The 12,380-nt window shown below is 63.0% G+C and carries 11 protein-coding genes; 1 reads left to right on the plus strand and 10 read right to left on the minus strand.

All coding sequences use genetic code 11. The features are described 5' to 3' along the window. Positions 1-24: 24 nt before the first annotated feature. The 10 genes from RYL44_RS01270 to RYL44_RS01315 form a co-directional block, all read right to left on the minus strand. Positions 25-906: a N5-glutamine methyltransferase family protein gene (locus RYL44_RS01270; protein ID WP_073983109.1), complete on the minus strand. Its 882-nt coding sequence runs from the start codon at positions 904-906 to the stop codon at positions 25-27. Beyond that, a complete protein-coding gene (prfA, locus tag RYL44_RS01275) occupies positions 903-1,997 on the minus strand; it encodes a peptide chain release factor 1 (protein ID WP_314974841.1) in 1,095 nt (364 codons plus the stop codon). Before prfA ends, RYL44_RS01270 begins: the two co-directional genes overlap by 4 nt. Before the next feature lie 95 nt (positions 1,998-2,092). Beyond that, complete coding sequence (gene rpmE / locus RYL44_RS01280) at positions 2,093-2,314, minus strand: 50S ribosomal protein L31 (RefSeq protein WP_009055255.1); 222 nt, start codon at positions 2,312-2,314, stop codon at positions 2,093-2,095. A gap of 133 nt (positions 2,315-2,447) precedes the next feature. Beyond that, positions 2,448-3,263, minus strand: a complete 816-nt coding sequence (locus tag RYL44_RS01285; protein ID WP_314974842.1) for a DUF5129 domain-containing protein — start codon at positions 3,261-3,263, stop codon at positions 2,448-2,450. 166 nt (positions 3,264-3,429) lie between these two features. After that, on the minus strand, positions 3,430-3,600 hold the full coding sequence (locus tag RYL44_RS01290) for a hypothetical protein (protein WP_314974843.1): 171 nt from the start codon (positions 3,598-3,600) through the stop codon (positions 3,430-3,432). A 118-nt stretch (positions 3,601-3,718) separates the two neighbouring features. Further along, positions 3,719-4,114 (minus strand): DUF5129 domain-containing protein, encoded by a 396-nt coding sequence (locus tag RYL44_RS01295; RefSeq protein ID WP_314974844.1) that lies wholly within the window; start codon positions 4,112-4,114, stop codon positions 3,719-3,721. Positions 4,115-4,539: 425 nt separating this feature from the next. Then, the gene (locus RYL44_RS01300; RefSeq protein ID WP_314974845.1) at positions 4,540-5,715 is read right to left on the minus strand and encodes a DUF5129 domain-containing protein; all 1,176 of its coding nucleotides are present in this window, start codon (positions 5,713-5,715) and stop codon (positions 4,540-4,542) included. Positions 5,716-5,823: 108 nt separating this feature from the next. After that, complete coding sequence (gene rho / locus RYL44_RS01305; protein ID WP_314974846.1) at positions 5,824-7,515, minus strand: transcription termination factor Rho; 1,692 nt, start codon at positions 7,513-7,515, stop codon at positions 5,824-5,826. Positions 7,516-7,734: 219 nt separating this feature from the next. Next, positions 7,735-8,685 (minus strand): homoserine kinase, encoded by a 951-nt coding sequence (thrB, locus tag RYL44_RS01310; RefSeq protein WP_314974869.1) that lies wholly within the window; start codon positions 8,683-8,685, stop codon positions 7,735-7,737. 1 nt (position 8,686) lies between these two features. Continuing rightward, on the minus strand, positions 8,687-9,994 hold the full coding sequence (locus RYL44_RS01315) for a homoserine dehydrogenase (RefSeq protein ID WP_073983105.1): 1,308 nt from the start codon (positions 9,992-9,994) through the stop codon (positions 8,687-8,689). Between the two features lie 275 nt (positions 9,995-10,269). Here RYL44_RS01315 and pflB point away from each other — a divergent pair, with 275 nt between their 5' ends. Next, the gene (gene pflB / locus RYL44_RS01320) at positions 10,270-12,375 is read left to right on the plus strand and encodes a formate C-acetyltransferase (protein WP_073983104.1); all 2,106 of its coding nucleotides are present in this window, start codon (positions 10,270-10,272) and stop codon (positions 12,373-12,375) included. Positions 12,376-12,380 lie beyond the last annotated feature (5 nt).

Below are 12,380 nucleotides of genomic sequence, written 5' to 3' on the forward strand. Positions count from 1 at the left end.
TTGTGTCAGATTGTCCGGTGCCCGTCATTGAGGCGCGCGTGCTCGCAGGAAGCGCAACCGTCCGGTCATATCGGGTGCGGTGGACACGTCAACCATACCGACGCGGGTGGCATGTTCGCGCAGGACAGCAGCTTGGCTGGGCGAGTGCTCCATGAGCAAAAGGCCGCCCGGGCGTAGGAGGGTGAGTGCGCGTCGGATAATCTTGCTGGGAATCTGTGTCCCGTCCGCACTGCCACCGTAGAGGGCGCAGTGCGGGTCGGCTGAGGCCTCGGGCTGTGTGGGCATCTCGTTAGCTGGAACATAGGGTGGGTTGGTGACCACAATATCGACAAGGCCATCAAGGAAGTCGAGGGTAATGGGTTCAGTCGCATCGCCGCGTTCTAAGTGCACGTCATGACAACCGGTGAGATCCCGGTTGCGGCACGCCAAGGCGAAGGGGTCGGGTTCCTTCTCGACCGCCCAGACCTCAGTGCAGGGAGCCTCGGCAGCCACTGCTAGGGCAATCGCACCGGAGCCGGTGCACAGGTCGACGACACGCGCTTCGCCACGATCTGCGACGACTCGGCACGCCTCTTCGATGGCGAAACCGGCCAAGATCTCGGTCTCGGGACGCACAACGAACACGCCGGGCATGGAACGCAGCGTCAGGGAACGGAAGAACATGCGGCCCGTGACATGCTGGAGGGGAATGCGCAGGGAGCGCTCGCGAACACCTGACCGCAGCGCCTCGGACTGACGCTGCGTGAGAGCGGTCGGTAGTTCCCACTGCGAAGACGCATTGCACGCCCACTCGAGGAGTTCACGCGTATCTGCATCCACCGAGTCAATCCCGGCCTCGCCCAGGCGAGCGCGCGCCCAGGCCCTGGCCTCGTGCAGACCCCACTGTCCCTCGTTCTGCCCGCTCATGCGTGTGCCACTGCCGCCAGGCGTTCAGCTTCGTCAGCTTCCTGCAGCGACGCGATGACGCCGTCAAGCGCGCCCGACAGAACCTGGTCAAGGTTGTGGGCTTTAAAGCCCGTGCGGTGATCAGCGATGCGGTTCTCCGGGAAGTTATACGTGCGGATGCGCTCCGATCGGTCCACGGTGCGTACCTGGGACAGGCGCTGAGCCGAAGCCTCAGCTTCCTTTTTCGCGCGCGCTTCGGCCGCGAGGCGTGAGGCGAGCACGCGCATGGCTGCTTCCTTATTCTGCAGCTGCGACTTTTCGTTTTGCATCGACACGACGATACCCGAGGGAAGGTGAGTGATACGCACAGCTGAGTCCGTCGTGTTGACAGACTGCCCTCCAGGGCCACTTGATCGATACACGTCAATGCGCAAATCGTTCGGGTCGATAACGATGTCATCATCGTCTTCAAGTTCAGGCATGACGAAGACACCGACGGCACTCGTGTGGATGCGCCCCTGCGACTCGGTGACGGGTACTCTTTGCACGCGGTGCACGCCCCCCTCATACTTCAAGTGAGCCCACACGCCCTCATCGGGAGCGGGCGTCCCCTTCGCGCGGATCGCCAACGTAATGTCTTTGAAGCCACCCAACTCGGTGTGGGTCGCACTCATCTGGGTGACGCTCCAGCCATGCTCCTCCGCGTAGCGCCCGTACATGCGCGCCAAGTCGGCAGCGAAGAGCGCGGACTCCTCACCGCCTTCACCAGCCTTAATTTCGAGGATGACGTCCATGGCGTCCTCTGGATCGCGCGGCGCGAGAATCTTTACGAGCTCCTCGTGAGCAGCGGTTTCTTCCTTCTCAAGGGCCGGGATTTCGTCTGCAAATGAGCGATCCTCAGCGGCAAGCTCGCGCGCAGCCTCAAGGTCCCCCGCCGCGATATTCAGGCGATCGGCGGCAGCCTTGATGCGACCGAGTTCGGCGTATCGTCTGCCCACGCGACGCATCAGCTGTGGGTTTGTCAGGGTCGCAGGATCGGCCATCTGCTCCTCGACCTGCGCATATTCCTCCAGCAGTGGCCCCAGAGCGCCCAGCTCATCAGTCGCGGCCACGATTCACCACATCCTTCGCCTACACAGTGTTAAAAACGCGGCGGTGCCGCCAGCCTTCAGGCCGACGACACCGCCGTCGAGCTATCCGCTCGCCCTCACTTGGAGGGACGCACGCGCTTGCCGTAGCGGGCCTCGAACTTGGCGACGCGACCGCCGGTGTCGAGGATCTTCTGCTTGCCCGTGTAGAACGGGTGGCAGGCAGAGCACACGTCCACGCGCATCTCGCCGGAGGTGATCGTGGAACGGGTGTGGAACGAATTGCCGCACGTGCAGGTTACGACGGTGTCCACGTATTCGGGGTGGATGCCCTTTCGCATGGAATTCTCCTGGATCGTTTAGTGCCCCGGGTCCGGACATGCAGCGTGCCCCGTATCTGACGGGGGCTCGCCCTCCAGCGCGCGCGAACGCCTGGGACATGCCGGTGAACCGGTAAGCCGACACGTCATTATGTCACAGCTCTTCATCGCCTTCAACGATGGAACTCACCTGTACGCGTGAGATCCGCAATGCGCGAAGCCTGACCATCGTCCCCCTTGCCCGCCTGTTGGACGACGAGGCACCGGCCTCGGTTACAAAGCGATCTCGCTCCTGTGCGGACCAATGTTCGCCGCCGACGTCAGGTACGTCGCGAGCAAGGATCCGTACCGCGACATCCCATCCCACACGAGGTAGCGGTGGAGGTACGCGGGAGGCACGTAGACCTGCGTTGAACGCCACGAAACGCGCGGTGGAATGGGCCGCGCTTCCCGCAAGATCGATACCCGCACTGTTTGCCGTCAGGCGAACCGCCTGGGCGGGATTGTAGGAGTACGTCACGCCAGCGATACGGTACGCGCCGATGTAGCGAGTCTCGTTCGTGCGCAGCTTTTCCCCTGCTCCATTGCGCCAGCGCTTGTAGCGTCTGCGCCCAAGCATCGACGTGTCGGAGGCGAGAGCCGCCTCGATGAGTTCCACCAAACGCACCCTCGCCTCGTCGGCGATGGCGTCGAGGTGGTCCAGAGCCTGCGCGGGAGTAATCGCTGCGCGATCGAGGCTCTCTGAGATGTCGATCACGGCCAGGCGTTGCTCATCCAACCACTCGACAAGGGAGGCAACCATGGTCCTCACCATCGGCGCCCTGCTTCGCCACTGGATGGAGTCCGTGATGGTCTCAATAACGGTCATGTCCTCAAAGACGACCCCCACCTCGTTGTTCCATACCCGCCGCCAGTTGTGACCGCGATCGAAGAACTCGCACGCGGCCATCATCGACGCATCGGCATCCATCAGTGAGGGAAAGCTTGCGACGGCACGCTCCGAGGCGCAGACAACCGCGCGCGCTGGGCGACAGCTCGCCGGGGGTGGCGGCACGATTCATCGGAGCGTTTGTCACTGACGTCATGGCTCCACTCTGGCATGCATCGCCCTCATCCACACAGCACCTTGATGACCGTCAGTAGGATGAGGAGGAAGGGGAACCCGAGAAGCCACCCGAGGAGGAACCACAGTCCGCGCTCGACGTGCTCGACGCGGGATTGTACTCGTGCGTGGCTCCCTGGCTGAGGTAGGAGCCGTTGTAGAACATCTCGGCTGCGTTCACGAGTTCTGCCGGGGGCTCTGCCACCTGGCATACCGCTGCGTACCCTCCGTTGAGGTGTCGAGCGCTAGCGCGCTCGTCACCACGTCCGCCAGTGCGTGCAGATCCGTGAGGATCTCTTGCGTTTCGTCCGATGCCTGCGCGCTCATCGTTCCCAGGAAGTGCGTCGATTGCGTCTGCGCGATCCGGGAGCGCACCCTCTCGTATTCGGCGCGCGCACACGCGTAACGCGCGGACAGCCCCGTCGTGTAGTCCCCGGCTTCGAGAAGAGCCACGAACGCGCGCTCGACCTCGCCGCGGCGCCCCTCCAAGGCTTGCCACTCCTCGGCAACCTTACTCGCGTTCTCGCGGAAATCGTCCTTCGCGGCGTCCTGAATCTCGCTCTGGATCGACAGTGCCGGGTCGATGTCCTCACCGAGGTAGTGCCGATGTGTCGATGCGTGGGAGACACCGCGAGGATGAAGTAGCCGTCGGCCCATTTGTAGCCGTTGGGCGAAATCCACTCGGGATGATTCGCGCGCATACCTGAGCGTCGCCTCATCCACGTTGTCGTCCGTCAGGTTGTCCGTGGACGCGGCGACGAGGCGGGTGGGGTGCAGGAAGCCGATCCCTCCAGGACGGCGCTGAGTGGGCGACCATCGACGCTCTGGAAGCTACTGGTTTCGTCGCGGATCTCTACAACGGGTGAGACGAGGCTCGTCGCCGAGGCGGTAGGCTGCAAGTATTCGTATGCTGCCACGCCAACCAAGCGGGCGTGAAGAGGACAAGAATGTCCCCCAGCACGATACGCAGAAGACCGCGTACATCGATCCGAGTATTCCGGGAATTCTGGCTCATAGGGTCTGAGTTCAGAGCATCGCACGTCGAAGACGTCATACCTTTACGCTGACATGCCGGTCAGGTTCACGCACGGTCGCACAAGCGTTTTCGAGACACAGCAACGGCGCAAGTGACCCTCGCTACCACTCAGTCCGAGGACCAGCCATCGCCCGCCGCATCCACCTCGCCAGTCAGGTATCGATCGAGATACATCGGCAGCAGATAGATGGATGAGCGGCCAGCCGTCAGAACACCGGTCGCCGGGGCTGGCAGCCCGTTCAGGTCAACGCCCGCGGAGTTTGCGATCAGTCGGATCGTGGCTGCCGGATTGTACTCGACGTCAGTGTCTGCCTCCTCGCTCCAGTAGGCCCTGTCGTACTCCGCATTAGCCGCGGTCAGGCTGATTCCCGCACCCTTCCATCGCGCGTAGCGTGCGCGCCCCTGCGACGAGGCATCGGTGGCGAGAGTCGCCTCGATGAACTCGGCGGTGCGTCCTCGCGCCTCGTTGGCTATCCGGTCGAGTTCTTCCAGCGCCTGGGCAGGATCGAGCTGCCTGCCCTCGAGGCGTTCTCCAAGGTTGATCACCGTGTCCTTGTCATCCCCCACACGCTCTCGGAAAGCCTCAATTTCCTTCAGAAGGTGCGGGTCCATGACGATCGCTTCGAGGGTGTCTGCGACGTCATCGATGACGTCCAAGTCTTCGATGAGCGGGCCAATCTCGTTGTCCCACACGTCGCGCCAGCCGGGCGCGAACGCGAACAAGTCGTGCGCCGCCATGATCGCGGTATCCGCGTCCGCCAGGCGAGTCATCTCAGACAGAATCTCATCCCCCGCGCCTGCGGATGCCTCGCTGAGCGACGCGAGGAAACCCGGCGGCCTGTACTCCTCGATTCGAGTGCCAACCCTGACGCGTTCGGCTCGGGCGCACTCATAGCGCGCCGTCAGTCCGCTCTCGTAGTGCCCGGCGCCGACGAGCGCGGAGAAGACGCGCTCGACCTGCGCCCGCTGCTTTTCCAAGGATTCCCATGTCTGCGCAATCGTCGTCATCTTCTGACGCCCCGAGCGCCGCCGACTGACTCCGCTCCACAGCACGCCGATTCCGCACAGCGCCATGACCCAGCCGGGCCAATTCGGCCAGTCAACCGCCGCCCCCATCCCGTGATGGACCTGATCGTAGATGGCGATTGCCAGCTGAAGGGGAGCCGTCAGCAAGAGAAAGAGACCTACAACGAGGCGCAGAAGTCCACGCGCAGCGCTCCATGATCGGCGCGAGGTCCCCCGTTCCACCCGCGTACTGGCCACACTCGGTGTCGTGTTCACCATGCGCCAATTCTGGCACAGGCCTTATCAGTTGTCCGGTATGAGCAGGTGCACCTCATCAGAAAACGGGGCGAGCGGCTCTCGCCACTCGCCCCGACTCCTACGCTCCGATCACTCGGAGGGCGTGGTCTTTTGGATGAGCATGAGGAACTCTGCGTTCGACTGGGTCTCCTTGAGCTTGTCGAGCACCAGTTCGAGACCCTGCTGTTGATCGAGCGTACCCAGAACACGGCGCAGCTTCCACATGATGCGCAGCTCTTCAGGCTTGAACAGGAGTTCCTCGCGGCGGGTACCCGACGCATTGAGGTCGATGGCTGGGAAGATGCGGCGTTCGGCGAGCTGACGCGACAGACGCAGTTCCATGTTGCCAGTTCCCTTGAACTCCTCAAAGATGACCTCGTCCATCTTCGAACCCGTCTCCACCAATGCGGATGCGATGATCGTGAGTGAGCCACCTTCAGAAATGTTTCGGGCCGCTCCAAAGAACTTCTTAGGCGGGTACAGGGCCGAGGCGTCGACGCCACCGGAGAGAATACGACCCGATGCGGGCGCAGCCAGGTTGTAGGCACGCGACAGACGCGTCAACGAATCAAGGAGGACGACAACGTCCTGCCCAAGCTCGACGAGGCGCTTGGCGCGCTCAATCGCAAGCTCGGCGACGGTTGTATGGTCGGAGGCAGGACGGTCGAAGGTGGAGGCGATGACCTCGCCCTTGACGATCGAACGCATGTCGGTGACCTCTTCGGGGCGCTCGTCCACCAGGACGACCATGAGGTGCACCTCGGGGTTATTCAGCTCGATGGCCTTGGCCATCTGCTGGATGACCATGGTCTTTCCGGCCTTAGGCGGCGAGACGATGAGACCACGCTGCCCCTTGCCCACGGGGGCGACCAGGTCGATGACGCGCGGCGTGTAAGCCTTCGGTGAGGTCTCCATGCGTAGCTGTTCGGAAGGGTAGACCGGGGTGAGCTTACCGAATTCGCGGCGCGCCTGCGCTTGCTCGATCGTCATGCCGTTCACGGAGTCGACGCGCACGAGGGCGTTGTACTTTTGGCGCTGACGCTCACCTTCGCGGGGCAGACGAACGGCCCCGGCGACGGCGTCACCGCCGCGCAGGCCCCAGCGGCGCACGTTGCCCAGTGTCACATAGACATCGTTGGGGCCAGGTAAGTAGCCCGAGGTACGCACGAAGGCGTGATTTTCCTGAATGTCAAGAATGCCGGCAATCGGCGCGAGGTTGTCCTCACCGCCGCGAGCAGGACGAGACTCGTTGCGTGCCTCGCGATTCTCACGTGCCTCTGCGCGGGCGTCGCGGTCGCGGCGCGAACGCCTCCCACGCTCGCGGCGGGGGCGGCGTCCCTCAGTGTCGTCACCGTCGGGCAGCTCAATGTTAAGAACGGTTTCGACGACACCCGCATCTGGCTCCGGGGTAGGTTCCGTGCGATCAGCGGCAGGCAGCGGCAGGTCGAGCGTTACGTGTGCGGGTTCGACGGCACCCTGGCTGACTGCGCGGCGGCGGCGCGAACGGCGTGGACCCTCGGTGGAGGTCGGAGCCTGGGTTGAGCTTTCCTCGAGGGTGAGGTCCACTGACGATGTTTCCTCGACGCCGTGAACCTCCTCACGGGTATCGGCATGGGGTGTGGTCGGAGCACCGGCACCATTGCTCAGGAGCTCGATCAGCTGGGACTTACGAAGCTGGGAGATGCCCTTCAATCCTCGGGACACAGCCAGAGCTTTGAGCTCGGGCAGCTTCATCGCCGACAGCGACGCGGTCGTCATCTCGGCGGGGGTTTCGTTGCTCACGAAGTGATCCTTACTGGAATGCGCCCGAAATGGGGCGAGGTGAATTGCTCAAGCACAAGAAAAAGCTTGATAAGGAAGATGCGTAAAAAACGCACCACAACGGTCGGAGTCGAACTGTCGATTCGAACCTAGGAAAAATATAGCAAGACCGCCAGCCCACTGTCATGTAGACGGCACGACTGGCGGTGCTTGCGGAGAAACTCACAGCTGAGAAGCCACTTAGAAGGCAACTTTCGCAAGGGATCCACGGGTGATCTGAACTCCAGTAGCGGCAACTCCCAGCGGCAGCACACGCCACCCCGATGCCGCTGCCTCACGGCGAACATCCGCCCCAACAGCTTCGAGAGAGAGCACAGTGGGGCCAGCACCTGACACCACGGCCGCGTAGCCGGCACCGCGCAGCCAGTCGACGAGCGCGAGAGAGGGTTCCATGGCGCTTCGACGCTGTTCCTGGTGCAGACGATCGCGTGTGGCCTCCATCAGCACGCAGTGCATGTCCGCTCCCCCGCTAGCTTGCGCCTGTCCCGACAGGGCTGCTGCGAGCGCAGCGGCGCGCGCGACATTAAAACGCGCGTCAACGTGCGCGATAGTATCCGGCAATGCGGCGCGCGCGGTTGCGGTGCGCAGCTTAAAATCCGGGATAAAGACGACGGGTTCAACGCCCGCGGGCGGGGTCAGCCGCAGCGATCCCACTGCGTTCGTCTCCTCGTCCATCCACGCGACCGTTGCACCGCCAAAGACGGCGGGTGCCACGTTGTCGGGGTGTCCCTCCATCTGGGTGCCGATCTGAAGGATCTCCTGTCGTCCGAGCACGTCCTCTTCACCGACGAGCGCACGGGCAAGCGCCACACCGGCGACGATCGCACTCGCAGAGGAACCCAGGCCTCGCGAATGGGGGATTCGGTTCGTGCAATGCATGCGCACTCCAACCTGGGGGGCACCCACGCGGTCGAGGGCAAAACGCAGTGCACGAACGACGAGATTGTCTTCGCCCCGTTCAACGTTTCCGGCACCCTCCCCCTCGACGACGACCGACGTCGGCCCCGTCGTCGCATGGACCGAAACGTCGTCCCACAGGTCGAGGGCCAGGCCCATGCAATCAAACCCAGGACCCAGGTTCGCGCTGGTCGCAGGAACTGTCACCGCGACGAAGTCGTCACGCACGCGCACGTCACTCACCCTCAACCCGGATCGTGGAGGTCACCTCGCGCACCGCGTCGGAGACGGCGAGCGCTCGGGCGACCGCACGCAGGTCGGCCTCTCGGGCCTGGTGGCTGGTCACGACAATAACGCAGGCACCGGGCACCTCGTCGTTGCGTTGATGCACCGACTGGATGGAGACACCGTGGCGGGCGAAGATACCGGCTACGTCGGACAGGACACCCAGGCGATCCTCCACCTGGAGGCGGATCTGGTAACGCGTGTAGGTCGAGCCGGGATCGAGGATCGGCAGGTGCGCATAAACGGACTCGCGCGGTGCGTGACCGCCAAAGGCACGGTGATGCGCCGCGGCCACCAGGTCAGACAGGACGGCCGAGGCCGTGGGGGCGCCGCCGGCACCCTGACCATAGAACATGAGGCGTCCAGCGTTCTCCCCCTCAACGAGGATCGCGTTGAAGGCACCGTCGACGGAAGCGAGGGGGTGATCAGAGGGGACCAGGGCGGGGTGGACGCGCATTGCAACGCCCTCGCGACCATCCTCGCCGATGCGACGTTCGGCGATCGCCAGGAGCTTGATGGTGTGTCCGACGCGCGCGGCTTCCTCCATGTCTTCCTTGGTAATGTTCGAAATACCTTCGACCGCGACGTCGTCGATGCCGACGCGGGTGTGGAAGGCAAGGGACGCCAGGATCGAGCACTTCGCAGCCGCATCCAGGCCCTCGACATCAGCTGTGGGATCGGCCTCAGCGAATCCTAGGTCCTGGGCCTGTTTGAGGGCTTCTTCATAGCTCAGACCCTTGGAACTCATCGCATCCAGGATGAAGTTCGTCGTACCGTTCACGATGCCCATCACGGTGGTGACGCGGTCGCCGGCCAGCGATTCGCGCAGGCCGTAAACGACGGGCACAGCGCCGGCGACGGCAGCCTCGTAGTAGAGGTCGGCATCGTTGGATGCAGCGGCCTCGTAGAGTTCGGGGCCGTGGGCAGCCAGCAGGGCTTTATTCCCGGTGACGACCGAGATCCCCTGGTTGAGCGCCCGCAGAACCAGCGTGCGTGCGGGTTCGATACCGCCGATGAGTTCGACCACCAGATCCATTCCGTCGATGGCCTCAGCCGGGTCCGTCGTCAGCAGCTCGCGGTCAATCGGCGAGTCGCGCGGTGCATCCACATTACGGACAAGAACGCGACGCACGTCCATTTCGGCACCGGAACGGGCGGCGAAATCCTCGCGGCTCGCCTGCAGGATGCGAATGACCTGGCTACCGACGGTTCCAGCTCCAAGAACGCCAACTCCGAGTACCGGGCGGGGTGCAGACATGGGAATGTTCTCCTTCGTGAAACGGGCACTGGTACCAGTGTATGTGGTCGGCAGCTCCACTTCCCTTGCGGGGACCTTCGTCCTATAATTGCGGCGCAGGAAACCTTCGACCCACATCCTGAGACAGAGAACATAGGTCGATCGACGAAACGGCTTGTCGCTCACCCACAGACCGTAGGACAATAGACCCAAGCGCCGGAATCCGACGCACTGACGGAGCTTCGCTCCCAACGACCGTCCCCACAGGGATTACGGAACATTCGAGAAGAGGAAGAATGACGACAGCAGACCAGAAAGCCTGGGAAGGTTTTGTCAAGGGTAACTGGTGCGATGAAATCGATGTTCGCGACTTCATCCAGCTGAACTACACGCCGTACGAGGGCGACGCCTCGTTCCTGTCCGGCCCCACCGACAAGACGATGCGGGTCTGGAACACCCTTGAGGAGAAGTACCTCTCCGAAGAGCGCAAGGTTCGAATCCTTGACGTTGACACGGACACCCCGGCCGACATCGATGCTTTCAAGCCCGGTTACATTTGCGAGGACGACAACGTGATCGTCGGCCTGCAGACCGATGCCCCACTCAAGCGTGCAATGATGCCCAACGGCGGATGGCGCATGGTCGAGACCGCTATCCACGAGGCCGGCAAGGAATACAACCCCGAGGTGAAGAAAATCTTCACCAAGTACCGCAAGACCCACAACGACGCGGTCTTCGACATCTACACCCCGCGCATCCGCGCCGCCCGCTCGTCTCACATCATCACCGGCCTGCCGGATGCCTACGGTCGCGGTCGCATTATCGGCGACTACCGCCGCGTGGCCCTGTACGGCGTGGACCATCTCATCGCCGAAAAGCAGAAGGACAAGGATCGCTACGCCGACCAGCCTTTCTCTGAGCACTGGGCGCGCTACCGCGAGGAACATGCAGAGCAGATCAAGGCTCTGAAGAAGCTGAAGAACCTGGCCGCATCCTACGGTTACGACATCTCCGGACCGGCCACCAACGCGCACGAGGCCGTCCAGTGGACCTACTTCGGCTACCTGGCCTCGGTGAAGTCTCAGGACGGCGCCGCCATGTCGATCGGTCGCCTGTCCGGCTTCTTCGACTGCTACTTCGAACGCGACCTGAAGAACGGCACGCTGGATGAGTCCGGCGCGCAGGAGATCATCGACGCTCTTGTTATCAAGCTTCGCATCACGCGCTTCCTGCGCACCATCGCCTACGACCAGATCTTCTCCGGTGACCCCTACTGGGCCACGTGGTCCGACGCTGGCTTCGGCGACGATGGCCGCACGCTGGTGACCAAGACCTCGTTCCGTCTGCTCCAGACTCTGGTGAACCTCGGCCCCGCGCCCGAGCCGAACATCACGATCTTCTGGGACGAGAACCTGCCCCGCGGTTACAAGGAATTCTGCGCTCGCATTTCCATCGAGACCTCCTCGATCCAATACGAGTCCGATCCGCAGATTCGCGCCCACTGGGGCGACGATGCCGCCATCGCCTGCTGCGTGTCCCCCATGAGGGTCGGCAAGCAGATGCAGTTCTTCGGTGCCCGCGTCAACGCCGCCAAGGCTCTGCTCTACGCCATCAACGGTGGTCGTGACGAGATGAGCGGCAAGCAAATTATGGACGGCTACGAACCCGTTCAGGGCGATGGTCCCCTCGACTTCGACGACGTGTGGAAGCGCTACGAGGAAATGCTGGACTGGGTCGTCGGCACCTACGTTGAGGCTCTCAACATCATCCATTACTGTCACGACCGCTACGCCTACGAGGCCGTCGAAATGGCTCTGCACGACGCCGAGATCGTCCGCACCATGGGTTGCGGTATCGCCGGTCTGTCCATCGTCGCTGACTCTCTGTCCGCGATCAAGTACGCGAAGGTCTACCCGATCCGCGACGAAACCGGCCTTGTCGTCGACTACCGCACCGAAGGCGACTTCCCGACCTACGGCAATGACGATGATCGTGCCGACGACATCGCCGCGACCGTGGTCCACACCGTCATGGACAAGATTCGTCAGATCCCCATGTACCGTGATGCCATCCCGACCCAGTCTGTCCTGACGATTACCTCGAACGTCGTCTACGGCAAGGCCACCGGAGCCTTCCCGTCGGGCCACGAGAAGGGCACCCCCTTCGCCCCCGGCGCGAACCCGGAGAACGGCATTGACACGCACGGCATGGTTGCCTCCATGCTGTCGGTCGGCAAGCTGGACTACAACGACGCACTCGACGGTATCTCGCTGACCAACACGATCACGCCCCAGGGCCTGGGTCGTTCGAAGGAAGAGCAGATTCAGAACCTGGTCGGTATTCTCGACGCTGGTTTCGTCCCGGATGATTCCTGCGCCTACGACGGCACCAAGGGTTACTGATCGAC

The organism is Actinomyces bouchesdurhonensis (assembly GCF_963540955.1).
Lineage (GTDB): Bacteria > Actinomycetota > Actinomycetes > Actinomycetales > Actinomycetaceae > Pauljensenia > Pauljensenia bouchesdurhonensis.